Consider the following 24,554-nt stretch of genomic DNA (forward strand, 5'->3'; position numbering starts at 1 on the left):
TGACATGATCGGTCTGGTTCTGGTGACGCACGGGCGGCTCGCCGATGAGTTCGTGACCGCGATGATTCACGTGGTCGGCCCTCAGGAGCGGATCGCGACCATCGCGATCGGGCCGGAGGACGATATGGAGGAGCGGCGGGCCGACATCGCCGCCGCCATCGCCACGGTCGATGCGGGTCGCGGCGTGATCGTGCTGACCGACCTGTTCGGGGGTACGCCCTCTAACCTTGCCATTTCGCTGATGGAGCGCGGCCGGGTGGAGGTGATCGCGGGGATGAACCTGCCGATGCTGATCCGGCTGGGGTCGGCGCGCAAGTCGATGCAGGTGGTCGATGCCGTCGCCGCCGCGCGCGAGGCGGGGCGCAAATATATCTCGGTCGCTTCCGAAGTGCTCGGCGAGGCCGCCGCATGACGGAGCAGTCGCGGTCGGTTCTCATCACCAATCGCCGGGGCCTTCACGCCCGCGCCAGTGCGAAATTCGTCACCCTCGCCTCCGCACAGCCATGCGAGGTGCGCGTCGGCAAGGATGGCAGCACGGTGACGGGCACCTCGATCATGGGGCTGATGATGCTGGGCGCCGCCATGGGCGATACCATCACGATCAGCGCGGAGGGCGACGGCGCGGACCAGACGGTCGAGGCGCTGGCCGCGCTGGTGGAAGCGAAGTTCGGCGAAGACTGACATGCCGCGCGAAATTACCGCTTATTCCAACCCGCTGATCAAGTGGGCCCGCGACCTGCGCGACAAGCGCCATCGGAAACAATATCGGCAGTTCCTCGCCGAGGGTCTGCGCATCCTGACCGAAGCGCGCGAGACGGGCCGCCTGCCCACCCTGCTATTCTACGCCAAGCCTTCCGCCGGCCATCCGCTGGTCCGCGAATTGATCGAGGCGGTCGAGGCGTCGGAGGGCGAGGCGATCGAGACGACGCCCGACATCCTGTCCAAGCTGTCGGGCAAGGACAATCCCCAGGCGGTGGTAGGGGTGTTCGAGGAATTCGCCGTTCCGCTCGATTCGCTCGATCGGTCCAAGGCGGGCATATGGCTGGTCGCCGAGCGGCTTCGCGATCCAGGCAATCTGGGCACGATCCTGCGCACCGGCGATGCGGTCGGCGCGGGCGGCCTGATCCTGATCGGCGAATGCGTCGACCCCTTCTCGGTCGAGGCGGTTCGCGCCAGCATGGGGGCGCTGTTCACCGTGCCGATCGTGCGCAGCGAATGGCAGCCCTTCCTCGACTGGCTGCGCCAGGGACCGGGCCAGTTGGTCGGCCTGAGCCTCGACACCGATTCGGACTATCGCGCCGCGCGCTATGCCGCTCCGACCTTCCTTCTGACGGGTAACGAGGCCCAGGGGATGCCGGACGACTATGCCGCCGCCTGCGATACGTTGGTCAAAATCCCGATGCTGGGCAAGGCGGACAGCCTGAACGCGGCGGTGGCGACCGCAGTCATGGCCTATGAGGTGCTGGCGCAACAGGGCGGCGCAAAGGCGGGCTGACGAGCCTGGCGTCGTTCGGTGGGGTAAGGGTGGTTGCCGCGGGGACAGCAATGCCCTTGCACTTCGACTTCGCTCAGTGCGCCCGGTGCTGAGGCTGTAGCCGCCCCCCACCTTCGTCCAACATGAGCGAAGTCGAAGGCGATGCGCCGCCGCTCGCCCCGGCCGACAGGGCCTCCCCTTACCCGGAGACTTCCTCCCCCTCGCCCGCACCGGCGAGTTCCGCCACCGGCATCAACTTCGTCAACGGCCGCACCGCCTGTTCGCCAATGGGCGGCGAATCAATGCTCTTGCCACCGGTGTCGATGTTCAGCGTCTCGAACCGTCGCGCGCTGGTCAGTACCTGGCTTTCCAGGCTGCCGACAAAGGCGTTGTAGGCCGTCATCGCGGTGTCGAGATTCTTGCCCAGCTTCGACACATGCCCGCCCATCACGGCGAGACGCGCATAGAGCTCCTTGCCCAGCGCCCCGATCTGCCGCGCTTCCTGCGCCAGCTTTTCCTGCCGCCACACGGCCGCGACCGTCCGCGCGATGGCGATCAGATTGGTTGGCGTTGCCAGCAGCACGCGTTTGTCGAACGCGAAATCCCACAGCGTCGGGTCATGCTCCAGCGCCGCCGACAGGAAATGCTCGCCCGGCACGAACATGATGACATAGTCGGGCGCATCCTCGAACTGGTTCCAATAGCTCTTGTTGCCCAGGCCATTGACGTGCGCGCGCATCGCGGCGGCGTGGCGCGATAGCCCGGCTAGTCGCTCGACCTCGTCCACCGCGCCGAACGCGTCCTGATAGTCGTTGAGCGAAACCTTCGCATCGATGACCAGCGCCTTGCCGCCCGGCACGCGCACGATCGCGTCGGGGCGCAGCCGCCCGCCCTCGCCATCGTCCACGCTGACCTCGGTCTGGAAATCGGCATGTTCGGACAGCCCACAGCTTTCCAGAACGTTGCGCAACTGCTGCTCGCCCCAGCGCCCGCGTGCCTTGGGGGCGTTGCGCAGCGCATTGACCAGCTTGGCCGCCTCGCCCGACACCCGCTCCTGCCCGATCCGCATCGCCTCGATCTGGCCCTTGAGTTCGCCGAACGCGTCACGGCGTTCGTCCTCAACCTTGCGGACGCCTTCCTCGTAACGCTGGAGCCGCTGGTGTACGGGATCGAGCAGGGCCTTGAGCGTCTGCCCAGAGGCCTCCTCCGATTGGCGGAACCGGGCCTCGGCGCGTTCGAGGAACTGGCGCTGCGCCACTTCCAGCGCCCGCGCCGCCGCCTCGCCGAATTGCGTGTTGATCTGCTCGCGCGCCTTGCCCAGCGCCTCCAGCGTCAGCGCATGCGCCGCCTCGCGCTCCTGCGCCCGCGCCTGAAGCTCGGCCAGATCGCGCAACGCCGCGTTGCGCTCGGCCTCCACCGCATCGCGTGCCGCCCGGATCACGTCCAGATCGGCCGCGCGACCGCGCAATTCGGCCAGCGCCTGGAGCGCCTCGCTCTTGTCGCGTTCGGCACTATCGCGGGCGGCGCGCAGCGGATCGATCTCCGCCGCGCGTGCCTTCGCCGTCGCCAGCTCGGCGGCCAGCCCATCGGCCTTTCGCCGTCCGGCCAGCCAGCCGGCCAGTCCCCCGACAAGGAGCGCCAGAAGCGCGACGACGATCAATTCGGGCATCATGTAAACCTGTCAGAACCAAGGACAGGTCGGAACATAGAACGAACGACCGGGATCGAACAGGGGTTAATCGCCCCCCGCCCGATCGATCCGGGCCGCGATCAGGCTTTGCGCAGCTTGCCCAGCTTGCGCATCAGCATGTCACGCTTCAACCGGCTGACATGATCGATGAACAATACGCCGTTCAAATGGTCGATCTCATGTTGCATACAGGTGGCGAGCAGGCCGTCGAGTTCGGCCTCATGCGCGTCGCCCTTCTCGTCCAGCCACTTGACCTGACAGCGCGCAGGCCGCTTCACCTCGGCATATTGCTCGGGGATGGACAGGCAGCCTTCATTATAGGTCGACAGCTCGTCGCTGACCGACAGGATTTCCGGATTGATATAGGCGCGCGGGTTCTTGACCGGCTTGCCCTCTTCATCCTCTTCCTCCTGAAGGTCGATGACGAGCACCCGCTTGTCGACGCCGACCTGGATCGCCGCCAGCCCGATACCGTGCGCGTCATACATGGTGTCGATCATGTCGGTAACGAGCTGACGGATCGAGTCATCGACCGCCTCCACAGGCTTGGAGACGAGACGCAGGCGGGGGTCGGGAACTTCGACGATAGGAAGAATGGCCATGACGGTTTCGCTACGGTGCGGGCCGGGGACCGTCAAGACGGCGCATCAGACCACGGGACGCCGCGCCCGTAGCGCCTGTGCCAGCGTTCCCTCGTCCAGATAGTCGAGTTCGCCGCCGACCGGCAGGCCATGCGCGAGCTGGGTCACACGCACCGGAAAGCGCTCGATCCGCTCGGCGATGTAGTGGGCGGTGGTCTGACCCTCCAGCGTGGCGTTCATCGCTAGCACGACCTCGTCGATGCCGCCTTCCTCGATCCGGCGGACCAGCGCGTCGATCGCCAGATCCTCGGGCCGCACGCCCTCCAGCGCCGACAGCCGTCCACCCAAAACGTGGAAGCGACCGGGGAACAGCCGCGACCGCTCCAGCGCCCAGAGGTCGGCGACCTCTTCCACCACGCACAAGGCACCCGCATCCCGCCGCGGATCGACACAGATGGCGCATGGATTGGCCGTGTCGATATTGCCGCACACCGCGCAGGTTTCCAGCCGCTCCTCCACCGCGCTCAACGCCGACAGCAAGGGAGCCAACGCCGCCTCGCGCTTCTTGAGCAGGTGCAAAACCGCGCGCCGGGCCGACCGGGGGCCAAGGCCGGGAATACGCGCCAGCGCCTGGGTCAGCGCCTCGATCTCGGGGGATGCCATGATGAACAGATAGGGGCTTGCGCGCCATCCCGCCAGCGAAGAGAGACCTTCGCCATGCGGATCATCTTCATGGGTACGCCGGGCTTTGCCGTCCCGGTTCTGGACGCGCTGGCACGGGCCGGACACGACATCGTCGCCAGCTATAGCCAGCCGCCGCGTCCCGGCGGACGGCGCGGGCGGCAACTCGTCCCCTCGCCGGTCCAACAGGCGGCGGAGGCACTGAACATCCCCGTCCTGACGCCGGTCAGCCTGCGCCATGCGGAGGAGCAGGCGCGCTTCGCCGGGTTCGAGGCGGATGTCGCGGTCGTGGCCGCCTATGGCCTGATCCTGCCGCCGCCGATCCTGGCCGCGCCACGCCTGGGGTGCCTGAACGTGCATGGCTCGCTGCTGCCGCGTTGGCGCGGCGCCGCGCCGATCCACCGGGCGATCCTGGCGGGGGACGCGGTGACGGGCGTCGGGATCATGCAGATGGAGGCGGGGCTGGATACCGGCCCGGTCCGGCTGGAGGGATCGACGCCGATCGGGCGCAAGACCACCGGCGAACTGACCGACGAACTGGCAGTGATGGGGGCCGAACTGATGGTCCGTGTGCTGGCCGATCCGGATCGCTATCCGGTGCGGCCCCAGCCGGCCGAAGGCGTCACCTATGCCGCCAAGATCGACAAGGCGGAGACACGGATGGACTTTACGCGGGAAGCCGTCGAACTGGAGCGACAGGTTCGCGCCTTCCACCCCGCCCCCGGCGCCTGGTTCGAGCATCAGGGGGAGCGGATCAAGCTGCTGTCCGCCGACATCGAGAACGCATCGGGTGCGCCGGGAGAAGTTCTGGACGACCGGCTGACCATAGCGTGCGGCACGTTGGCCCTGCGCCCGCTGATCGTTCAGCGCGCGGGCCGTGGCGTGTCGAGCGCAGAGGAATTGCTGCGCGGCTTTGCGATCCCGGCGGGCACCCGGCTTTGACGCGCTTTGCCCTGACGGTCGAGTATGACGGGCGGCCCTTCATGGGCTGGCAGCGTCAGTCGCACGGACCCAGCGTCCAGCAGGCGCTGGAGGACGCCATCCATGCCGTGACGGGGGAGCGGACCGCCGTCCATGCGGCAGGGCGGACCGATGCGGGCGTGCACGGGCTGGCGATGCGGGCGCATGTCGATATCGAAAAGGCGATCACGCCGTTCCGACTGATGGAGGCGATCAACGCCCGCGCCCGCCCCGCCCCCGTCGCGGTGCTGGAATGCGTCGAGGTCCCCGACGACTGGCATGCGCGCTTTTCGTGCATCCGACGGTCCTATGAATATCGCATCGTCAACCGCAGAGCGCCGCTGACGCATGAAGCCGGGCTCGCCTGGCAAATTCCCCAGCCGCTGGACGAGGCCGCCATGGCGGATGCCGCGGGCCGGCTGGTTGGGCGGCATGACTTCACCACCTTTCGCTCGGCGCATTGCCAGGCGGACAGCCCGGTGCGGACGCTGGACCTGCTATCGGTCGAGCGAAACGGGCCGCGGCTTCTTATCCGAGCGGCGGCCCGTTCGTTCCTCCATCATCAGGTGCGGTCGATGGTCGGCTGCCTTGCGCTGGTCGGCATGGGCCGCTGGGCGCCCGACGATGTCGCGGCGGCACTGGCGGCGCGCGACCGGGCGCAACTGGGACTGAACGCGCCGTCCGACGGGCTGTTCTTCGTCCGGGCGGATTACCCGGACGAAGCCTGACGCACGAACCGCGCCGCCAGTTCGACATGGGTCGACCAGCGGAACTGGCCCACCGGCTGGACCCATTCGAGCTGCCATCCCTGATCGACCATCGCCCGCGCATCCCGCGCAAAGCTTGCCGGATTGCACGAAACATAAGCGACGGCACCGACATCGGCGCTGGCCAGCGCATCCGCCTGGTCCCGCGCACCCGCACGCGGCGGGTCGAGCACGATGGCGTCGAAACGGTCCAGCTCCGCCTTGGTCAGCGGGCGACGATACAGGTCGCGATGCTCTGCAAAGACCGGCCGCCGCTGCGCATTGGCGGCGCCCTTCAGCGACAGGATGGCATCCCGCGCGCCCTCCGCCGCATAAACCTTCCCCGGCAACGCGAGCGCGAAGGTGCCGAGCCCTGCGAACAGATCCGCCGTGGTGCGCGGTTGGCCGACCGCCTCCAGCACGGCGGCGACCAGGGCCGCCTCTCCGTCCGGCGTCGCCTGTAGAAAGGCACCGGGCGGCAGGGGGACGCCGATCCCGCCCAGGGTGATGGTCACCGGCTCCGGCTCCCACCGGGTCTCCGGGCCCAGCCCGTCATCGACCGACAAGCGCGCGACGCCGTGCCGCTCGCAGAAACCGATGATCGTCTCCGCCGCTTCCAGCCCCTCGGGCGAGAAGCCGGTGACCAGAATGTCTGCCCCCTGGTCCGCCAGTGCCAGATGAACGTCACCGCGCCGCTTGAAGCCCAATCGCTGCAACAGCACCCGGAGCGGGGCGACCAGCGCGAATAACACCGGATCGAGGATATGGCATTCGGCGATGTCGACGATCGCGTGGCTCTTTTCCTCCGAAAAGCCGATCAGTACGCGGCCGCCCTTGGCCTCCGCATGGAGGGTCGCACGCCTGCGGCTGCGCGGCGGCGACAGATGGGCGGGACGCAGCGGCGCGATCAGCCCCTGCGCGTCCAACGCCGAGGCGATACGGTCGGTGACGAAACCGGCATAGCTCTCGTCGTCCAGATGCTGAAGCTGACACCCGCCGCAACGTGGGAAATGGCCGCAGGGGGGCGTCTGGTGATGCGGGCCGGACGTGATCGTGCCGTCCGCCGCAAGGGTATCGCCGGGCGCGGCAAAGGCGGCATGTCGCCCGTTCTTGGTCACGCCATCGCCTCGGGCGGCGACGCGGATGATGGTATCGCTCATGCGATCAGCCTCTGACGGCGGAAAGCGCGTCTGCCAAGTCGTCCGCGATGAAAGCCTTGCCACACGCCCGCGCGGCCTGGGCGTGGAGCCAGACCCCCGCCTCCGCCGCCGCCAGCGGATCGAGCCCTGCCGCCAGCATCGCGCCGACTGCGCCGGCCAGCACATCGCCGGTCCCGGCAGTAGACAGCCACGGACTGGCCTCCGGGCACAGGATCGCGCGGCCATCGGGGGCCGCTACGACCGTATCCGCGCCCTTGTGAACGACGATCGCGCCGCTGCGCTCGGCGGCGCGAAGCGTCGCGGCCAGCTTGCCACCGCTCATGTCTCCGAACAGATGCGCAAACTCGCCGCCATGTGGGGTCAGAATCTTCGGTCCGTCATGCCGGTGCAGACGCTCGACATCGATCAGCCGAAGCGCGTCGCCATCAATGACAAGAGGCCGTCCGCTCGCCAGCGCCGCCTCCGGGCGATCGCGGGCCTGGTCATCGCGCCCCAGCCCCGGTCCGACGACGATCGCGCCGATTCGCTCCTCGGCAAATGCGTCCGGCGAAAAGACGCGTCGGACAATGGCATGGGGCTGCGCCGGGCCCGGCGCGACCGCGCTGGCGAGATGGAGGACATAACCCGCCCCGGCGCGCAACGCCGCCACCGCCGCCAGTTCCGATGCGCCCGACATGCTTCCGGCCACGACGGCGACCATCCCGCGGCTATATTTGTGCGACGTCGCGTCGGGCTCAGGCAGATCCGGCCGCGTCATCGCGCGGACTTTGCCGGACACCGGCACCCCGATTTCGATCAACCGGACCTGCCCGACCCGCGCGGCGGCAGGTTGAAGCAGATGCGAAGGCTTCACCGCCCCAAGCGCCAGCGTCACGTCGAAAATCGGTACATCGCCGAACAGCGCGCCGTCATCGCTCGACACGCCACTGGGCAGATCGACCGCGATGCTCAGCCAGGCCGCCGCCGTCAGTCGGGACAGCGCGGACGCGACCGCCGCGTCGGGCTCGCGGGAAAGACCGGTGCCGAATATCGCGTCGACCAGAATGGGGGCGGGTTTGGCGTCGGCCAATGGTTCGACCGGACCGTCCCAGCCCGCTCTGGCACGACGCGCCCCGTTACCGCGTGGCTCGTCGCTGGCTGCGACGCGAACCATCAGCCCCTGCTCGCGCAACAGGGTCGCCGCGATATAGCCGTCGCCGCCATTATTGCCGGGTCCGCACAGGATCAGCAGCTCGCGCCCGCCCGCCAGTCTTGCCACCGCCCGCGCGATCCCGGCCCCTGCGCGGTCCATCAATTCCGCTTCCGAACTGCCATCGGCGATGGCTTGCCCTTCCGCAGCCCGCATCTGTGCAGCGGTCAGGACCGGGCGACCCTCGATCGGGATCATCGTCCACCGACCGTTGCGGGCAGGCGATAATGGTCGTCGCCGACCCGCACCTCGATCTGATCGCCACCAGCGACCGAAACCAGCGCCGGCAGCGCCCCGTCCGCGCTGGCGACGCCATGGCCGTCCTGGGTCACGCGTAGCCGCCGGAAACCGCCATCGCCATGCCGCAGGGTCAGAACCACCGCGTCACCAGCGGCCGATTGCTCTACCGTACAGTCGCGGCGGAAAGCTTGCGCCCCACCCAGCGCACATTCGATCGGCAGGCTCCGCTGCTCGGCGGCAGGGGCATCGGATGGCTCCGCCCCCTGCCCGCCTTGTTCGCCCGAACAGCCGGCCAGCGCGAGAGCGCCGGCCAGCGGCAGCCAATCAGATGTCCGCATAGACATGGCGCTCGCTCTTGGCGCCGGGATGGGTGACCGCGCCCTGATGCGCGGGGCCGACATTCTGGGCATAGCGCCACAACACGCCCGCCTGGTAATCGTTCACCCGCGGGGTCCAGCGCGCGCGACGCTCGTCCAGCACCGACGGCTCGACGGCCAGGTCGATGGTGCCCGCCTCCGCATCGATGCGGATGACATCGCCATTCTCGACCAGCGCGATCGGACCGCAATCGGCAGCTTCCGGGCCGACATGACCGATGCAGAAGCCGCGCGTGCCGCCCGAGAAGCGGCCATCGGTGATCAGCGCCACCTTCTCACCCAGCCCCTGTCCATAGAGCGCGGCGGTGGTCGACAGCATCTCGCGCATGCCGGGGCCGCCCTTGGGCCCTTCATAGCGGATGACGACCACGGTGCCCTCGGTGATGGCGCGGGCCTCGACCGCGGCGAACGCCTCTTCCTCACAATCGAAGACCCGTGCCGTGCCTTCGAATTGCAGGCGCTTCATGCCCGCGACCTTCACGATCGCTCCTTCGGGCGCCAGCGACCCGCGCAGGCCCACCACGCCGCCGGTCGGCGACAGCGGCGTCTTCACGTCGTAGATGACCTTCTGATCGGGGTTCCAGGTGACCTCATCGATATTCTCGGCCAGCGTCTTGCCGGTCACGGTGATGCAATCGCCATGCAGGTAACCGCCCGCCAGCAGCGTCTTCATCAGCATATAGACGCCGCCCGCCTCGTACATGTCCTTGGCAACATAGCGGCCGCCGGGCTTGAGGTCGGCGATATAGGGCGTGGTCTTGAAGATTTCGGCCACGTCGAACAGATCGAAGTCGATGCCCGCTTCGTTCGCCATCGCAGGCAGGTGAAGCCCGGCATTGGTCGAACCGCCGGTCGCGGCGACGACGCGCGCGGCATTTTCGAACGCCTCGCGGGTGCAGATGTCACGCGGGCGCAGGTTGCGCGCGACCAGCTCCATCACCTGCTCGCCCGCCGCCTCGGCAATGCCGTGACGGTCGAGGAAGGGGGCGGGCATCATGTTGCTGTTGGGCAGCGACAGGCCGATGGCTTCGCCCACGCACGCCATGGTGTTGGCGGTGAACTGGCCGCCGCACGCACCGTGGCCGGGGCAGGCGACCTTTTCCAGCGCGATCAGGTCATGGAGCGGGCAATTGCCCGCCGCATGCTGGCCCACCGCCTCGAACACATCGACCACGGTCACGTCGCGGTCATGGTGCCGACCGGGCAGGATCGAGCCGCCATAGACGAAGATCGACGGCACGTTCAGGCGCAGCATCGCCATCATCATGCCGGGCAACGACTTGTCGCACCCCGCAAAGCCGACCAGCGCGTCATAGCAATGGCCACGCACCGAAAGTTCGACCGAATCGGCGATCACCTCGCGGCTGACTAGCGAGGACTTCATACCCTGATGGCCCATCGCGATGCCGTCGGTGACGGTGATGGTGTTGAACCGGCGCGGCATTCCGCCGCCACGGATCACCCCGCCCTGCGCGGCGTCCGCCTGCGCATCGAGCGTCGTGTTGCACGGGGCTGAGTTGTTCCCCGCACTCGCCAGCGCGACGAACGGCTTGGCGATATCCTCTTCCTGGATACCCATCGCGTAATAATAGCTGCGATGCGGAGCGCGTTCTGGGCCGACGGAAACGTGGCGAGACGGCAGGCGGGACTTATCGAATTGGCGTGTCATGGCGCAGGCCTATGTCGCCAGAGGGGGCTTTGACGCAAGCAAATTTCGCAATGCGGGCATTGCGCGCCTATGAAGCGGGAGGCGATCCGCTCCCTTCACCGCTGCTTCGCGGCGCTCCCCTCCCCATGGGAGATGGGGAGGAATAGAAAGGTCAGAGCGAGCCGAGCGCCTTGGCCACACCGTCCATGGTGAACGGCTTTTGCAGGCGCGGACGGTCGCGGAACCGCTCGTCCACCGAATCGTCCGACCCGCCGGTGGCGAAGACGAAGGGAACGCCGCGCTCGGCCAACGCTTCGGCGACAGGGGTGCTCTTCTGGCCGCCGCGCAGGTTGACGTCAAGAATGGCGGCGTCGATACCGCCCTGTGCCACCCGCGCCAGCGCGTCATCGACGCTGTCGACGGTGCCCGCGACCTGTTTGTCGAGGACGTCCAGGAAATCCTCGAGCATCATGGCGATCAGGGGTTCGTCCTCGACAATGAGGATTTGCACGGGCTCTGTCATCGGCACCGCCATACCATGGTTTGCGCCGTCCGCCAGCCGCTTGTTACGAACCGGCGTTAAGCCACAGGACCGCGCGACAGAGCCGCCTGGGTCGCTTCGGCCAGATCCTGCACGGAGAAGGGCTTGGGCAGGAAACCGACATTGGGCAGCGTGAGCGACTTGCGCAGCTGTTCCTCGGCATAGCCCGACATGAACAACACTGCGAGGTCGGGATAGCGTTTGCGGACGATGCCGACCATCGTCGGGCCGTCCATGGTCGGCATGACGACGTCGGAGATCAGCAGGTCTGGCTTGCCATGCTTGTCCAGCAGCTCCAACGCGGCCTCGCCATTCTCGGCCGCGATCACCGTATAGCCCTGTCGCGACAAAGCGCGCTCCGCGACCGCACGGACCATGTCCTCATCCTCGACCAGCAGGATGGTGCCCGATCCCCATGGCGTGGCCGCGCGAGCGGCTGGCTTTTCGGGGCTGGACTTGGCCGTCGGCATGGCGGGCGCGGCATGGACCGGCAGATAGATTGAGAATTTGGCTCCCCCGCCCGACGGCGAATCGGCGAAGATATAGCCCCCCGACTGTTTGATGATGCCGTACACGGTCGACAGGCCCAGCCCGGTCCCCTTGCCCAGCTCCTTCGTGGTGAAAAAGGGCTCGAATATCTTGGGCAGGATTTCGGGGGGGATGCCCGTCCCGTTGTCGCTGATCGTCAGTGCGGTGTAATCGGCCGCAGGGAGGATGTCGTTGCCCATCGCGCGGACGTCGGCCATCGACACCGCCCGAGTCTGAATTGTCAGGATGCCGCCGCCCGCCGGTTCATTCTCCAGGATCGCGTCGCGCGCATTGACCGCCAGATTGACGACGACCTGCTCCAACTGCCCCGGATCGGCGCGGACCGGGCCCAGGTTGCGACCATGGCTGACATCCAGCCGCACCCGTTCGCCCAGCAGGCGCTTGAGCAGGTTCGACACTTCCGACACGACATCGGGCAATTGCAGGATCTGGGGCCGCAGGGTCTGCTGACGCGAAAAGGCGAGCAACTGCCGCGTCAGGCTGGCCGCGCGGTTGGAATTGGTGCGGATCTGCTGAATATCGTCATAGTCGCTGTCACCGGGCGAATGACGCATCAGCATCAGGTCGCAATGCCCGATGATCGCGGTCAGGATATTGTTGAAGTCGTGCGCGACGCCGCCCGCCAACTGGCCGACCGCCTGCATCTTGGTCGCCTGCGCCACTTCGCGCTTCAGGCGGCTTTCCTCCGAATTGTCCTTGAGGCTGAGCAGCACCGCCGCATCGCCCAGCCCGCGCGCACCGGCGATGGTCAGCGCGACGGGCTCTTCCGGATGATCCTTCAGGCGGACGGCCATATCGGCGGAGTGGGTCGCGCCCCCGGCAAAGCGTCGGATCGCATCGGCCACCGCCGCCTTGTCCTCGCGCACCACCAGATCGCCCGGATAGAGAGGCGGGGTCGTCCCCTTCACCCCGGCCGCGCGCATAAATGCGGAATTCATCTGGAGGAAGCGACCGTCGCGGTCGACCAGCGCGATACCGAATGGCATCAGCGAGACGAGGCCACGCACATGGCTGCCCGCGCTCGCCCCCGCGGGCGCGACGAGCCGCTCGTCCTCGTCGAGCAGCACGACTAGCATCGGTGCGGCCTCGCCCTCGACAAACGGAATTTGCAGGATGCGCAAGGGCCGGCCATCGCCCTTGCCCGCCTCGGCAGCGAAGCGGACCTGACCGGCGGGATCGTGCATCAGGAACGTCGCGAAGTCCCGGCCGACGATCGACAGCATCTCACCGCCCATCGCCCGGGCGCACAGCACGCGATTGGCGGCGCGGACGCGACCATCGGGGGCGATCAACGCCGCCATGATCCCCGCCGCCCCCAATCGGTCGCCCTGGATGCCACCGATCAGCCGCTCGACCGATTCGGCCAGATCCTGTTCCTGCGCCACCGCGAACCGCCAGACGAGCAGATCGGCCTCGTCCCCCGCGCGCGTCACCAGCACCGACAATTCGGTGCCCATCACCGCGATCCGGTCCGCGCGGCCTAGCCCGTCGCGCCATGCCGTCCGCCCAGCCTGCGCCAGCGCCTCAACCGATGGCTGGTCGAGCGGCACGCCCGGCGGGGTCGGCATCATGGGGAAAAGCGAGGCATAGGCGTCGTTGGCGCAAACCAGTCGCCCCGCCCGGTCGGTCACCGCGATCGCATCATGGCTGGCATCGGCGACGACGCGCGCGAAATCCCAATCAACGCTTCGCCGCGTCTGCTCGACCTGCGGGGCCAGCACGCGCCAGACGACGATCAACCCGAAGGCGAGCAACGCGACCCCTAGAAAACCCGCCGCGACGATCCAGTTGCCGATCGCCAGGAACAGCAGCGCCGCCGCCCCCGCCCCGCTGAGGAGCGATACGAAGCCCGCGATGCGGACGGGGGTAAATCTTTCGGGAGACGCAATCGCCATGAAGAAACTCTTCATCCGGCGACCCGGCACGGGTCAAGCGCGATCCTGCGCCCGAGTGCGTCTCCCGACAGAACGTTACCAGATACGCACGCGCTGTTCGGGCGTCAGCGCCATCTTGTCGGTCGGCTGGACCTTGAACGCCGCATACCAGGGATCGAGGTTGCGCACGGTCAGCACCCGCTCATGCCCCGGCGAATGCGGGTCCGAGAGCAGCGCCTGGCGCAGCGCCGGTTCACGCCACTTGGTCCGCCACACCTGCGCCCAGCCATAATAGAAGCGCTGGTCGCCGGTCGTGCCGTCGATCACCGGCGCGGGCTTGCCGCCCAGCGACTTGTGATAGGCATCGAGCGCGACGGTCAGCCCCGCCAGGTCGGCGATATTCTCGCCGAGCGTCAATTCGCCCTGAACATGCTGGCCCGCCAGCGGCTCATACCCGTCATATTGCTTCACCAGCTTGTCGGTGAAGGTCTTGAACCGCGCCACGTCCTGCTCGGTCCACCAGTCGGTCAGCTTGCCGGTCGCGTCGTATTTGCGACCCTGATCGTCGAAATGGTGGCTGATCTCATGCCCGATCACCGCGCCGATACCGCCATAATTGACCGCCGGATCGGCCTTGGGATCGAAGAAGGGCGGCTGGAGGATCGCCGCCGGGAACACGATCTCGTTCATCGGCGGGTTGGCATAGGCGTTGATCGTCATCGGCGTCATGAACCATTCGCCGCGATCGATCGGCTGGCCCAGCTTGTTCAGGTCACGCTGGAACTCGAAGGCATTGGCGCGCGCGACATTGCCGACCAGATCGCCCCGCTGAATGGTCAGCGCGGAATAATCCTTCCACTTGTCGGGATAGCCGATCTTGGGCGTGAAGGCGGCCAGTTTGGCCAGCGCCTTCTGCTTGGTCTCGGGCGCCATCCATTCCAGATTGCGCAGCCGGTCGCCCATTGCGGCGATCAGATTCTTGACCAGCGCGTCGGCGGCGGCCTTCGATTCGGGCGGGAAATATTTGGCGACATATTGCTTGCCGACTTCCTCGCCCAGACCGTCGGACACGAGGTTCACACCCCGCTTCCACCGCGCCTGCTGCTGCGGCGTACCCGACAGGGTGGTGCCGTAAAAGGCGAAGTTGGTCTTGTCGAAATCGCTCGACAGATAACCCGCATAGCTGCGCAGCACCTTGAGCATCGCATAGTCCTGAAGGACGTTCAGCGGCGTCTCGCTATACAGCTTGGCTTCGCCGGTGATCGCGCTCGGCTGGGCCACCAGATAGGCGGGGCGGCCCGCGACGCCCAGCGTCTGCATATATTGCGCCCAGGGGAAGCCCGGCGCCTTGGCGGCGAAGTCCGATGCCAGCCACTTGTTATAGGTCTTGTCCGCGTCGCGGCTTTCGATCCGGGTCCAATGGACGTTCGCCATCGCCTTTTCGAAATTGAACACCGCCGCCGCGCGCGCCTCGGCATTCGGCTCGCCCGCCAGCGTCAGCATCCGTGCGAGATAGGCCTGATAGGCGGTGCGGATCGTCGCCAGCTTGGCATCGTCCTTCAGATAATAGTCGCGGTCGGGCAGACCCAGACCGCTCTGGCCGAAGTTCGGAATATAGGTGTCGGGGGCCTTGTCGTCCTGACCGATATAGACGCCGAACGGCGAGCCGACGCCCTGCCGTTGAAGCTTGGCCATCTCGATCGCCAGCGCGTCGCGGCTCTTGGTCGCCTTGATGGCGCTCAGCCACGGCTTGACCGGGGTCGCCCCCTTCGCATTGACGGCGGCCTCGTCCATGAAGCTGGCGTAGAAGTCGCCCGCCTTGTTGCCCGGCTGCTTGGTCGCCTCGTCCAGAATCGTGCGGGTCTGCTCCAGCGAGCGATCCTGAAGGACATGGAACATGCCGTAGGACGAGCGATCGGCGGGGATCGTCGTGCTCTTATACCAGGTGCCGTTCGAATAATCGAAAAAGTCGTCGCCCGGCTTCACCGCCGTATCGCGGCCCGCCATGTCGAAACCGAAATCCCCGATTTCGGGACCGTTCTTGGCGTTGGGCTTGACCGGGCCGACAGCGGCCTTGTCGACGGGGTTCGCAGTCTGGGCCATGACGGGGGAAATGGCGGTCGTAAGAAGAGCGGCGATCAGCAGAGAGCGCATCTGAATTCCCGAAAAGGAGATGGATGCGACTGTTGTAGCGAGCCGATACGCCCAGTCAAACCGTTAGAAAGTCACGTCAAACCGCGATACCGCTATCAGATTGCCGCGCTTTTCCGTCGGTTACGCCATTTGCGCGCGATCCATAGCCGCCATCCCAGCGCCGATCCGGCATAGCCGATCACCGCGCAGGATGCGGTCAGCACGCACAGCCCCAGGCCGAAGGCGGGTCCCTGCTCCCAAAGCCAGTGAAAGGCGCTGAGCGCCCATTGCAGCCATCCGGTCGCGGCCTCGGCCACCGGCTGGGTATTGAGCGGCGTCTCGCTCCGCAGCAGGAAGGTGCCGATGCGATAGGCGATCAGCCACAATATCGGCGTGGTCAGCGGGTTGGTGATGAAGGTGGTCAGTGCCGCGACGGGCACATTGGCGCGAAAGGGCAGCGCGAAGACCGCAGCGATCGCGATCTGCGCCACCGGGAACAGAAACCCCGCCACCACGCCCAGCGCGACGCCGCGCGGCACCGATCGCCGGGTGAAGCGCCACAATTCGGGTGCCAGCACGCGGTGCGCGACCGGCCGCAACAGCCGGTTCTTCTCCATCGAATCGCGGGTCGGCATATTGCGCCGGACCCAGGCCAGAGAGCGGCCCCACATGGTGGGCGCAGCCGAGGCCATCAGCCGCGATCGCGCAGGATACGGCCCTGCTCACGCTTCCAATCGCGTTCCTTGATCGCATCGCGTTTGTCGTGCGCCTTCTTGCCCTTCGCCAACGCCAGTTCCACCTTCGCGCGACCGCGCGAGTTGAAATAGATCATCAGCGGCACCAGGGTCATGCCCTCACGCGCCACCGCTCCGTGCAGCTTGTTTATCTCGCGCTCATGAAGGAGCAATTTACGCGGGCGCTTCGCCTCGTGGTTGAAGCGGTTACCATGGCTGAATTCCGGAACGTTGGAATTGACCAGCCACACCTCCTCGCCGCGAACCTCGGCATAGGCCTCGGCGATCGAACCCTCGCCGAAGCGAAGGGACTTCACCTCGGTCCCGGTCAGGGCGATACCGGCCTCATAGGTCGTCTCGATCGCATAATCGAATCGGGCACGCCGGTTCTCGGCGACGATCTTCTTCTTGTCGAAGGTTTGGGGTTTCGGGCGCATGGACGCGTCGATGTAGGCGCTTGGACCGCGCATGAAAAGCCGCTGCCGTCGCCATTGTCCCGTTTCCGACCTTTGCCCTTCCCGCCAGGGCCGCCGGGGCTGGCAAGCACTGCCGCTTTGCTACAGAGCAGCCGCGATGGGCATGACGTGCATATTCCGCTGGGCCATGCCCTGTATCGCGATGACGATGGCGACCGCTTGCGGCGGCGGCGGCGCGGGGGACGATGCGGCTGCGGCCCCGATCGTCTCCGCCAGCCCGACGCCGCAGCCCTCGCCCTCTCCGACGGCGGGCGCTTCCGCGGCGACCTGGTGGCGTCCCGACCGGGCGACGAGCTGGCAGTGGCAATTGAGCGGTCCGCTGAACACCGGCTATGCCGTCGCCGCCTATGACATCGACCTGTTCGATACGAACGCCGCGACCATCGCCGATCTGCATCGTCAGGGCCGAAAGGTCATCTGCTATTTCTCGGCCGGCAGTTCGGAGGATTGGCGGCCCGATGATGGCCAGTTCGCATCCGGCGATCGCGGCAGGGCGCTGGACGGATGGGCTGGCGAGCGCTGGCTCCGGATCGATTCGGCGTCGGTGCGGAAGGTCATGACAGCCCGCCTCGATCTGGCGCGGAGCAAGGGGTGCGACGCGGTCGAGCCCGACAATGTCGATGGCTATGCGAACGACAACGGGCTGGGCCTGACCGCCGCGATGCAGCTCGACTATAACCGCTTCCTCGCCACGCAGGCACATGCGCGCGGGCTAGCGATCGGGTTGAAGAACGACCTCGACCAATTGGCCGTCCTGCAACCCGCCTTCGACTTCGCGGTGAACGAGCAATGCCATGAATATGCCGAGTGTGCGGGCTATTCGGTGTTTCTCGACGCCGGAAAGCCGGTGTTCGTCGCCGAATACGCCCAGCGCTATCGCAACGACAGTGGGGGCGCACGGGACGCCCTGTGCGCCGCCTCCCGCAATCAGGGGGTGCGCACGCTGGTGCTCGCGGTGAAGCTGGACGACAGCTATCGCTTCAGTTGCGACTGACGGCTGCACCTCATTCCTTGCGACGACCGCCCAGCGGGATCTTCAGGCGAACCATCGCCCGGTTGCTGACGAAGCCGCCGACCGAGCCCTGCTCGGTCTCGGCCGACAGCGTGCCGACGCCCGGAATGTCGGTCCGCGCCTGGGGCAAGGTCAGCGGCGAGGAGTAATCGCGCACGCTGGGGATACGATACGCATCCGACGGCTTGGCGCAGACGATCACATCGTCGCTTCCGCCATCCTCCGCCACGGGGCAACGCCGTGCGGTGGCGGGCTGGCGCGGCTTGGGCAAGACGGGCCCTGCCACCGCGCCAGACTGCAACGCGATCATCACGACCATCCACATCGGCCCGTCTCCCTGCGCGCCCCCCCGACCGGCGGGCGACGCCGATGCTGGATCAGGAATGCGGCGGAAGCGGGGCCGGCTTCAGATCAGTCCGGCATGGGCCAGCGCGGCATCGACCTGGGCCCGAGCCGCCTCGGACGGCCACGTCATCGGCAGGCGAACGCCGACCGGGAAATGCGGCAAAATCCGGCTGAGCGCATATTTCACCGGCCCCGGCGATGCATCGGCGAACATCGCCTCGTGGAGCGGGAAGAGCCGGTCGTGCAATTCCAATGCACGCGCCATGTCTCCGTTCGCACAGGCCGCCTGGAACTCGGCGCACAGGCGCGGCGCGACATTGGCGGTCACCGAGATGCAACCGACCCCGCCCATCGCGTTGAAGGCGAGCGACAGATCGTCATTGCCCGAAAGCTGGCAAAAATCGGCGCCCAGCGCGCCGCGATGATGCGACACGCGGGCCAGCACACCGCTGGCATCCTTGACGCCGACAAAGACCTCGGGCGCGGATTGGACGATGCGGATCAGCGTCGCGGGCTGGATGTCGGTCACCGTGCGGCCCGGCACATTGTACAGCACGATGGGCAGCGGCGCGTCCTTGGCCAGTTCGGCGAAGTGGCGGGCGATCCCCTCCTGGCTCGGGCGGTTATAATAAGGCGGAACCATCAGGGCGGCATCCGCACCGGCCTGTTGCGCTGCCTTCATATTCTCGATCGCGACGATGGTGTCGTTGGACCCCGCACCCGCGATCACCGGCACCCGGCCGCGTGCCTGGTCGACGCAGACGCGCACGACGTGGAAATGCTCGTCCTTGGGCATGGTCGCCGCCTCGCCCGTCGTGCCGCACGCGACCAGCGCCGACGAACCCTCGGCAATCTGCCATTCGACGAAATCCCGGAATTTCGCCTCGTCAAATGCTCCGCCGACATGATCGCCCTGATCGTCGAACGGCGTCACAAGCGCCGGAATGGACCCTGAAAACATGAGAGGAAATGCGCTCCTGCTGCGCCGAAATTCGCGCGGATAAGGGAATTTGTTCAGGACATGTACGGGTAGAGTCCCTATCCTGTCCACTATGATGGCATTGACGAAGGCGGGGGCGATCCTCGCGACACTGGCGGGCACCATGGTCTCCTCGGGCGGGCAGGATCAGCTCGACCGCTATCGCACCCAGATGGCGAATATGAGCCCCAGCCAAAGCACCCAGGGAATGCCCAGCGCCGCCGACGGCGCGATCGCCGCGGCGCTGGCGCAGTGGCGCGCGCTGCAACAGACCGATTCGCTGCCCTTCGACAGCTATGCCGGCTTCCTGATGGCGCATCCCGGCTGGCCGGGCGAGGCGGGCAACCGCCGCGCCGCCGAACGGCAGGCGGCGAACTTCACCGCCGCACCGTCGAGCATCGTCGCCTATTTCCGACGCTATCCGCCATTGTCGGCGGCGGGCGGCGTCGCCTATGCCCGCGCCCTGCTCGCCACCGGAGCGCCCGGCGAAGCGGCACAGGCGGCGCGCACGGCCTGGCGACGCGGCACCCTGTCACCGACCGACGAAGCGCTGGTCATGTCGACCTTCGCTTCCTCGCTGACGCCCGAGGATCACGACGCGCGGATGGACTCGCTGCTGTGGAGCGGACAGACCAGCGCGGCGGCGCGCCAGCTCGGCTATACGAGCGCCGCGCGGCGGCCGGTCTTCGCGGCCCGCCTCGCCTTCCGCACCAAATCGGCGGACGCGGCCAGCCTGTCCGCCTCGACCGCCGAACTCTACGCCAATGATGCCGGCTATGTCGCCGACCGGGCCATGTGGCTGCGCGACACGGGCGACAGCCTGACCGCGCGGTCCTGGCTCGCACGGACGCGCCAATTGACCGTGCGGCCCGGCAATGTCGAGAAATTCTATGAGGCGCTGCTCGTCAACGCCCGCGCCGCGGCGTCCGACAACCAGCTTCAGACCGCCTATGACATCGCTCGCCAGGTGGACGATGCCTATCCGGCGGGGACCGACGTCTCGACCAAAGCTTATGGCGAGCGCGACGATTATACCAGCCTGGTCTGGCTGGCGGGGCAGAGCGCGATGAAGCTGGCCAGGCCTGCCGATGCGATGACCCTGTTCGACCGCTATGGTCGTGGCAGCCAGTCGCCGCAGACGCGCGCCAAGGGCTTTTACTGGGCGGGTCGCGCGGCCGAGGCGGCCGGGCGTTCCACCGACGCCGCCGGCTTCTATGCCCGCGCGGCGCAGTATCGCGACCAGTTCTATGGCCAGCTGGCATTGGAGCGCACCGGCCGCCCGCTGGTCGCGCCGCCCGCCATCGCCGCGACCAACGTTCCTCCTGCCACCCGCGCCGCATTCGACGCCCGCGAGACCGTGCGCGCCGCCAAGTTCCTGGGGCAGATCGGCCAGTGGCAGGATCAGAGCGCGTTCGTCCGCCAGATCGCCGCCGATGCCGAAAGCGAGAGCGATCATCTTATCGCCGCCGATCTGTCGCGGACGATCAACCGCCCCGATCTGGCGGTGATGGTCGGGCGCAGCGCGATGCAGAACGGGCTGACCGACTATTCGGCCGCCGGCTTCCCGGTCGTGCCGGTACCGTCGGGCTATGAATCGAGCTGGACGATCATCCATGCGATCGCGCGGCAGGAGAGCCAGTTCGACCGCGCGGCCGTCAGCCATGCGGGCGCGCGCGGACTGATGCAGTTGATGCCCGCCACCGCCACCGAACAGTCGGGCAAGATCGGCCTGGCTTACTCGCCCGCATCGCTGACCACCGATCCCAACCTGTCGATCCAGTTGGGCGCGAGCTATTTCGAGCGGATTCGCAATAATTTCGGCAGCTATCCGCTTGCCATCGCGGCCTATAATGCCGGCGGTGGCAATGTGAACAAATGGCTGCGGCTGAATGGCGATCCTCGGACCGGCGCGGTCGACATCGTCGATTGGATCGAGGCGATCCCGTATATGGAAACGCGCAATTACGTTCAGCGCGTGCTGGAGAATGCGGTCGTCTATGACCTGATGAACCCCGCCCGCGCCACCAGCCGGGGACCGGCGCCGCTCAGCTGGTATCTGGGCAAGTCGTCGCGGCCGGGTTGATCGCGGCGGCATAGGGAATAGAGGGGGGGCGATGGATCGTCCCAACTATATCACGCCCGCCGGTTACGCCGCGCTGCGACAGGAATATGAGGCATTGTTCGCGGTCGAGCGGCCCAAGCTGGTCGATACGATCGCCTGGGCGGCGGGCAATGGCGATCGTTCGGAGAATGGCGACTATATCTATGGTCGCAAGCGCCTGCGCGAGATCGACCGGCGGCTGGGCTGGCTGTCCAAGCGGATGAAGGCCGCCAAGGTCATCGACCCCGCGCGCCAGGAAGACCGCAGCAAGATATGGTTCGGCGCGACCGTGACCATCGCCGATGAGGACGACAATGAGCGCGTCCTGACACTGGTCGGCGATGACGAGGCGGATGCGGGCAAGGGTCGTGTCGGCTGGAACGCCCCTCTGGTCCGGGCGCTGCGCGGAGCATCGGTCGGCGATTTGCGGCGGGTGACCCTGCCCGCGGGGGAGCGGGAATATGAAGTGATGGCGATCGCCTATCCCGATCCGTAACCGCATTCGCAACGGTTCGTTTCGCACCCGGTTCTTGTTGTGGATCAGGCTGTTGGCAAGATGGGGTTTCCAGGGACGGCGATTGTCGCAGCCCTTTGTCAACGAGGGTCGATCATGCCCATTCCTGCCCACTTTTCCGCGCCTCTCCTGTCGCTGTTCCGCGCCGTTTTCGGCATGATGTTCCTGGCGCACGGCGTCTCGAAATTCTTCGGCCTTCCGCCCTTTCCGATGCCGCTCAACCCGTTGCTGACGGCGGCGGGCGTGTTGGAACTGGCCGGCGGCGCGTTGCTGCTGATCGGCCTGTTCACCCGGCCGGTGGCCTTTCTGCTTTCCGGTCAGATGGCGGTCGCCTATTTCATGGCTCATGCGCCCCAGGGCTTCCTGCCGCTGGCCAATGGCGGTGAAGCGGCGATCCTCTACTGCTTCGCCTTCCTGTATCTCGCGGCGGCGGGCGGCGGTTCGATCGGCGTCGATGCAATGCGCCGTGGCGGCTGATCGCCGGCTCTGATAGCGAGGGCGGCATGAACGCCCTCACCCGCAACATCGCGCTGCTCATCGACGCCGACAATGCCCAGTCGGCGGCCATCGACCCCGTTCTGACCGTTCTGGCCGAGCTGGGCACGGTCAATGTACGGCGCGCCTATGGCAACTGGTCCAAGCCCGGGCTGAAGGGCTGGCGTGACGTCATGGTCAAGCATGGCATCGAGCCGCAGCAGCAGTTCGATTTGACCAAGGGCAAGAACGCCACCGACATGAAGATGACCATCGATGCGATGGACCTTCTGTTCCGTGGGCGGATCGACGGCTTCGGCATCATGTCGTCCGACAGCGACTTCATGCCGCTGGCGACCCGCATCCGGCAGGACGGGTTTCCCGTCTACGGTTTCGGCAACAGCCGCACGCCAGAGGCGTTCAAACAGGCGTGCAGCCGCTTCATCGATGTCGGCGCGCTGATCGGAGAAGCGGCACGGCCCGCGGCCATAGGCAAACCGACGGCCACCGATGTTCCGCTGGCCGATTCGCTCCCGCCGCCAATCGAACAGACCAAGCGGACCGCCGGCACGCCCCGCCCGATCGACGAGGAACTGCTCAAGCTGCTGGTCGATGCCTATAATAGCGTGAAGCGCGACGAGCGCGGTTTCGCCAGCCTGTCGGCAATGGGGCAGCTGGCGGGCAATCGGTCGAGCTTCGACACACGTAATTACGGGTTCAAGCGCCTGTCCGACCTGATCGAAGCGGTCCCCAATTTCCAGACCGAACGGCGCGAGGACGGCCGGACCTTCGTCAAGCGGGTGCGGTGACCATGGGCCTTTCCTCCCCTGCAAGGGGAGGAGTTTCCTAATCCCTCGGATCGGGCATGGTCAGCGTCGCACAAGTGCCCGGTGCCGCGTCGTCGAACCGAACCTCACCACGCAACTGACGCGCCAGGCTGGCGATCATCCGCATCCCGAGGCTATGCCGCGATGCCGCCTTCATGTCGAAATCGGCGGGAAGGCCACGCCCCCGGTCGCGCACCGACAGGACGATGTGCCCGTCCCGCGCGTGCAGCGACACGTCGATCGTGCCGCCCGCTTCATCATAGGCATATTTGATCGCGTTGGTCAGCAGCTCGGTCAGCATCAGCCCGATCGGGATGGCGGTATCGGCGTTCATCTCGATCGCCTCGATATCGCAGTGAACCTGATGGTTCTGCGCCTGTTGCGCCAGTTGCTCGGCGATGCCGCAGGCGAGATCGTCGAGCGAGACGATCCCCACCCGCTCGCCACGCCAGAGTTGATCGTGCGTCTGGGCGATGGCGGTGATCCGCGCCTGCGCGTCGTTCAGCATTCGCAGGACACGGGGATCGTCATCCTCCTGCTTTTGCAGGTTGAGCATCGCCGACACGAGCGCGAGACTGTTCTTGACCCGGTGGCTTGCCTCGCGGGTCAGCAGTTGCTGATGCTCCACCGCCTCGGCCAGACGCCGCTCGGCCTCCTGCCGTTCGATCGCGACGCCGATCAGATTGGCAAAACCCTGCATGAAGGCCAGATCGGCCTCCTCGAATCGCCCCTCGTCAGGGCTGTCGACTTCCAGCACGCCGTAACGCTGGCCCGACGCTTCGACCAGAACGTTGATCGCGCGGCGGATATGATGATCGGTCATGAATTGCGGCGTGCGGAACCGCTCTTCCTGATCGAGATGGTTGGAGATGACCCCCTGCCCCGTCTGAAGCGCGAAGCCGGCTGGCGAGCCCATATCGGTTCGCATCTCGGTCGATCCCACCACACCGGGGCCCCAGCCCACGCCGTTGCGCACCAACAGGGTTTCGCGATCGGACCGGTATTCCAGGAATTTGCAGTAGCGCGAGCGCATGCCCTCGGCACATAATTCCGTCGCGCGTTGCAGCATCGGGTCCAGGTCGCGCGCACGCAGCGCCTCGATCCCGAACGCCGCGAGGACCGATTGTTGCCGCAGGCGATAATGCAACTGTCCCGCGCCGGCGATTTCCTGATCCTCGCCTTGCGCCTGTTCCACCACCGCCATTCGCTATCGAACCCCTAATATCCTCGCCCTCGCGTTGAAGAATAG

The 24,554-nt window shown here is 66.8% G+C and carries 25 protein-coding genes; 10 read left to right on the forward strand and 15 right to left on the reverse strand.

Annotated features, from left to right (window positions below; genetic code table 11):
* Positions 1-4 precede the first annotated feature (4 nt).
* Genes NZL82_RS00520 through NZL82_RS00530 form a run of 3 tightly spaced genes read left to right on the forward strand, consistent with a single transcriptional unit; the run spans position 5 to position 1,495 of the window.
* Positions 5-412 (forward strand): PTS sugar transporter subunit IIA, encoded by a 408-nt coding sequence (locus NZL82_RS00520; RefSeq protein ID WP_042482384.1) that lies wholly within the window; start codon positions 5-7, stop codon positions 410-412.
* Positions 409-681, forward strand: a complete 273-nt coding sequence (locus NZL82_RS00525; RefSeq protein ID WP_261267828.1) for an HPr family phosphocarrier protein — start codon at positions 409-411, stop codon at positions 679-681. The genes NZL82_RS00520 and NZL82_RS00525 overlap by 4 nt, the downstream gene beginning before the upstream one ends.
* 1 nt (position 682) lies before the next feature.
* Positions 683-1,495, forward strand: coding sequence for an RNA methyltransferase (locus tag NZL82_RS00530; protein WP_261267829.1), 813 nt, complete (start codon positions 683-685; stop codon positions 1,493-1,495).
* A gap of 178 nt (positions 1,496-1,673) precedes the next feature.
* On the opposite strand, the gene rmuC is transcribed toward NZL82_RS00530, so the two are convergent.
* The 3 genes from rmuC to recR form a co-directional block, all read right to left on the reverse strand.
* The gene (gene rmuC / locus NZL82_RS00535; protein WP_261267830.1) at positions 1,674-3,143 is read right to left on the reverse strand and encodes a DNA recombination protein RmuC; all 1,470 of its coding nucleotides are present in this window, start codon (positions 3,141-3,143) and stop codon (positions 1,674-1,676) included.
* A gap of 101 nt (positions 3,144-3,244) precedes the next feature.
* Positions 3,245-3,766 carry a peptide deformylase gene (gene def / locus NZL82_RS00540; protein ID WP_261267831.1) on the reverse strand — a complete coding sequence of 174 codons (522 nt, stop codon included), beginning with the start codon at positions 3,764-3,766 and terminating at the stop codon, positions 3,245-3,247.
* 45 nt (positions 3,767-3,811) lie between these two features.
* Positions 3,812-4,408: a recombination mediator RecR gene (recR, locus tag NZL82_RS00545; protein WP_261267832.1), complete on the reverse strand. Its 597-nt coding sequence runs from the start codon at positions 4,406-4,408 to the stop codon at positions 3,812-3,814.
* Positions 4,409-4,462: 54 nt separating this feature from the next.
* On the opposite strand from recR, the gene fmt reads away from it, so the two are divergent.
* Both fmt and truA read left to right on the forward strand, forming a co-directional pair.
* On the forward strand, positions 4,463-5,368 hold the full coding sequence (gene fmt / locus NZL82_RS00550) for a methionyl-tRNA formyltransferase (protein ID WP_261267833.1): 906 nt from the start codon (positions 4,463-4,465) through the stop codon (positions 5,366-5,368).
* Positions 5,365-6,114, forward strand: a complete 750-nt coding sequence (gene truA, locus NZL82_RS00555) for a tRNA pseudouridine(38-40) synthase TruA (RefSeq protein ID WP_261267834.1) — start codon at positions 5,365-5,367, stop codon at positions 6,112-6,114. Before fmt ends, truA begins: the two co-directional genes overlap by 4 nt.
* Here the strand turns inward: truA and NZL82_RS00560 are convergent.
* The 9 genes from NZL82_RS00560 to smpB form a co-directional block, all read right to left on the reverse strand.
* On the reverse strand, positions 6,096-7,292 hold the full coding sequence (locus NZL82_RS00560; RefSeq protein ID WP_261267835.1) for a class I SAM-dependent RNA methyltransferase: 1,197 nt from the start codon (positions 7,290-7,292) through the stop codon (positions 6,096-6,098). The two genes, truA and NZL82_RS00560, sit on opposite strands and share 19 nt — an antisense overlap.
* Before the next feature lie 4 nt (positions 7,293-7,296).
* Entirely contained in the window at positions 7,297-8,679 is a 1,383-nt protein-coding gene (locus tag NZL82_RS00565) for an NAD(P)H-hydrate dehydratase (RefSeq protein ID WP_261267836.1), read from the reverse strand.
* Positions 8,676-9,059, reverse strand: a complete 384-nt coding sequence (locus tag NZL82_RS00570) for a hypothetical protein (RefSeq protein WP_261267837.1) — start codon at positions 9,057-9,059, stop codon at positions 8,676-8,678. Before NZL82_RS00570 ends, NZL82_RS00565 begins: the two co-directional genes overlap by 4 nt.
* Positions 9,046-10,767 carry a dihydroxy-acid dehydratase gene (gene ilvD, locus NZL82_RS00575; protein ID WP_261267838.1) on the reverse strand — a complete coding sequence of 574 codons (1,722 nt, stop codon included), beginning with the start codon at positions 10,765-10,767 and terminating at the stop codon, positions 9,046-9,048. The genes NZL82_RS00570 and ilvD overlap by 14 nt, the downstream gene beginning before the upstream one ends.
* Before the next feature lie 151 nt (positions 10,768-10,918).
* On the reverse strand, positions 10,919-11,269 hold the full coding sequence (locus NZL82_RS00580; protein ID WP_261267839.1) for a response regulator: 351 nt from the start codon (positions 11,267-11,269) through the stop codon (positions 10,919-10,921).
* Positions 11,270-11,325: 56 nt separating this feature from the next.
* Positions 11,326-13,731: a response regulator gene (locus NZL82_RS00585; RefSeq protein WP_261267840.1), complete on the reverse strand. Its 2,406-nt coding sequence runs from the start codon at positions 13,729-13,731 to the stop codon at positions 11,326-11,328.
* Between the two features lie 75 nt (positions 13,732-13,806).
* Complete coding sequence (locus tag NZL82_RS00590; protein ID WP_261267841.1) at positions 13,807-15,864, reverse strand: M13 family metallopeptidase; 2,058 nt, start codon at positions 15,862-15,864, stop codon at positions 13,807-13,809.
* Positions 15,865-15,959: 95 nt separating this feature from the next.
* Positions 15,960-16,514, reverse strand: coding sequence for a DUF2062 domain-containing protein (locus tag NZL82_RS00595; protein ID WP_261267842.1), 555 nt, complete (start codon positions 16,512-16,514; stop codon positions 15,960-15,962).
* A gap of 20 nt (positions 16,515-16,534) precedes the next feature.
* On the reverse strand, positions 16,535-17,014 hold the full coding sequence (smpB, locus tag NZL82_RS00600) for an SsrA-binding protein SmpB (protein ID WP_261267843.1): 480 nt from the start codon (positions 17,012-17,014) through the stop codon (positions 16,535-16,537).
* 142 nt (positions 17,015-17,156) lie between these two features.
* Between smpB and NZL82_RS00605 the strand changes: the two genes are divergently transcribed.
* The gene (locus NZL82_RS00605; protein WP_261267844.1) at positions 17,157-18,047 is read left to right on the forward strand and encodes an endo alpha-1,4 polygalactosaminidase; all 891 of its coding nucleotides are present in this window, start codon (positions 17,157-17,159) and stop codon (positions 18,045-18,047) included.
* Positions 18,048-18,057: 10 nt separating this feature from the next.
* Here NZL82_RS00605 and NZL82_RS00610 read toward each other — a convergent pair whose 3' ends face one another.
* Together NZL82_RS00610 and dapA are read right to left on the reverse strand one after the other, a co-directional pair.
* Positions 18,058-18,390 (reverse strand): hypothetical protein, encoded by a 333-nt coding sequence (locus NZL82_RS00610; RefSeq protein ID WP_261267845.1) that lies wholly within the window; start codon positions 18,388-18,390, stop codon positions 18,058-18,060.
* A gap of 81 nt (positions 18,391-18,471) precedes the next feature.
* Complete coding sequence (dapA, locus tag NZL82_RS00615; protein WP_261267846.1) at positions 18,472-19,371, reverse strand: 4-hydroxy-tetrahydrodipicolinate synthase; 900 nt, start codon at positions 19,369-19,371, stop codon at positions 18,472-18,474.
* Positions 19,372-19,462: 91 nt separating this feature from the next.
* Between dapA and NZL82_RS00620 the strand changes: the two genes are divergently transcribed.
* The 4 genes from NZL82_RS00620 to NZL82_RS00635 all read left to right on the forward strand — a co-directional run bounded on the left by NZL82_RS00620 (position 19,463) and on the right by NZL82_RS00635 (position 23,287).
* Positions 19,463-21,472 carry a lytic transglycosylase domain-containing protein gene (locus NZL82_RS00620; protein WP_261267847.1) on the forward strand — a complete coding sequence of 670 codons (2,010 nt, stop codon included), beginning with the start codon at positions 19,463-19,465 and terminating at the stop codon, positions 21,470-21,472.
* Between the two features lie 31 nt (positions 21,473-21,503).
* Positions 21,504-21,986: a transcription elongation factor GreB gene (gene greB / locus NZL82_RS00625; RefSeq protein ID WP_261267848.1), complete on the forward strand. Its 483-nt coding sequence runs from the start codon at positions 21,504-21,506 to the stop codon at positions 21,984-21,986.
* A gap of 114 nt (positions 21,987-22,100) precedes the next feature.
* Entirely contained in the window at positions 22,101-22,481 is a 381-nt protein-coding gene (locus NZL82_RS00630; RefSeq protein ID WP_261267849.1) for a DoxX family protein, read from the forward strand.
* A gap of 26 nt (positions 22,482-22,507) precedes the next feature.
* Positions 22,508-23,287, forward strand: a complete 780-nt coding sequence (locus NZL82_RS00635; protein WP_261267850.1) for an NYN domain-containing protein — start codon at positions 22,508-22,510, stop codon at positions 23,285-23,287.
* A 37-nt stretch (positions 23,288-23,324) separates the two neighbouring features.
* Here the strand turns inward: NZL82_RS00635 and NZL82_RS00640 are convergent, their stop codons facing one another.
* Complete coding sequence (locus tag NZL82_RS00640; protein ID WP_261267851.1) at positions 23,325-24,509, reverse strand: sensor histidine kinase; 1,185 nt, start codon at positions 24,507-24,509, stop codon at positions 23,325-23,327.
* Between the last annotated feature and the right edge of the window lie 45 nt (positions 24,510-24,554).

Source organism: Sphingomonas sp. LC-1 (genome assembly GCF_025371035.1).
GTDB lineage: Bacteria > Pseudomonadota > Alphaproteobacteria > Sphingomonadales > Sphingomonadaceae > Sphingomonas > Sphingomonas sanguinis_E.

Coding starts and splice junctions, on each gene's coding strand:
- NZL82_RS00520 (WP_042482384.1), top strand. CDS start 5: ATGATCGGTCTGGTTCTGGTGACGCACGGGCGGCTCGCCGATGAGTTC.
- NZL82_RS00525 (WP_261267828.1), top strand. CDS start 409: ATGACGGAGCAGTCGCGGTCGGTTCTCATCACCAATCGCCGGGGCCTT.
- NZL82_RS00530 (WP_261267829.1), top strand. CDS start 683: ATGCCGCGCGAAATTACCGCTTATTCCAACCCGCTGATCAAGTGGGCC.
- rmuC (WP_261267830.1), bottom strand. CDS start 3,143: ATGCCCGAATTGATCGTCGTCGCGCTTCTGGCGCTCCTTGTCGGGGGA.
- def (WP_261267831.1), bottom strand. CDS start 3,766: ATGGCCATTCTTCCTATCGTCGAAGTTCCCGACCCCCGCCTGCGTCTC.
- recR (WP_261267832.1), bottom strand. CDS start 4,408: ATGGCATCCCCCGAGATCGAGGCGCTGACCCAGGCGCTGGCGCGTATT.
- fmt (WP_261267833.1), top strand. CDS start 4,463: ATGCGGATCATCTTCATGGGTACGCCGGGCTTTGCCGTCCCGGTTCTG.
- NZL82_RS00560 (WP_261267835.1), bottom strand. CDS start 7,292: ATGAGCGATACCATCATCCGCGTCGCCGCCCGAGGCGATGGCGTGACC.
- NZL82_RS00565 (WP_261267836.1), bottom strand. CDS start 8,679: ATGATCCCGATCGAGGGTCGCCCGGTCCTGACCGCTGCACAGATGCGG.
- NZL82_RS00570 (WP_261267837.1), bottom strand. CDS start 9,059: ATGCGGACATCTGATTGGCTGCCGCTGGCCGGCGCTCTCGCGCTGGCC.
- ilvD (WP_261267838.1), bottom strand. CDS start 10,767: ATGACACGCCAATTCGATAAGTCCCGCCTGCCGTCTCGCCACGTTTCC.
- NZL82_RS00580 (WP_261267839.1), bottom strand. CDS start 11,269: ATGACAGAGCCCGTGCAAATCCTCATTGTCGAGGACGAACCCCTGATC.
- NZL82_RS00585 (WP_261267840.1), bottom strand. CDS start 13,731: ATGGCGATTGCGTCTCCCGAAAGATTTACCCCCGTCCGCATCGCGGGC.
- NZL82_RS00590 (WP_261267841.1), bottom strand. CDS start 15,864: ATGCGCTCTCTGCTGATCGCCGCTCTTCTTACGACCGCCATTTCCCCC.
- NZL82_RS00595 (WP_261267842.1), bottom strand. CDS start 16,514: ATGTGGGGCCGCTCTCTGGCCTGGGTCCGGCGCAATATGCCGACCCGC.
- smpB (WP_261267843.1), bottom strand. CDS start 17,014: ATGCGCCCGAAACCCCAAACCTTCGACAAGAAGAAGATCGTCGCCGAG.
- NZL82_RS00605 (WP_261267844.1), top strand. CDS start 17,157: ATGACGTGCATATTCCGCTGGGCCATGCCCTGTATCGCGATGACGATG.
- NZL82_RS00610 (WP_261267845.1), bottom strand. CDS start 18,390: ATGTGGATGGTCGTGATGATCGCGTTGCAGTCTGGCGCGGTGGCAGGG.
- dapA (WP_261267846.1), bottom strand. CDS start 19,371: ATGTTTTCAGGGTCCATTCCGGCGCTTGTGACGCCGTTCGACGATCAG.
- NZL82_RS00620 (WP_261267847.1), top strand. CDS start 19,463: ATGATGGCATTGACGAAGGCGGGGGCGATCCTCGCGACACTGGCGGGC.
- greB (WP_261267848.1), top strand. CDS start 21,504: ATGGATCGTCCCAACTATATCACGCCCGCCGGTTACGCCGCGCTGCGA.
- NZL82_RS00630 (WP_261267849.1), top strand. CDS start 22,101: ATGCCCATTCCTGCCCACTTTTCCGCGCCTCTCCTGTCGCTGTTCCGC.
- NZL82_RS00635 (WP_261267850.1), top strand. CDS start 22,508: ATGAACGCCCTCACCCGCAACATCGCGCTGCTCATCGACGCCGACAAT.
- NZL82_RS00640 (WP_261267851.1), bottom strand. CDS start 24,509: ATGGCGGTGGTGGAACAGGCGCAAGGCGAGGATCAGGAAATCGCCGGC.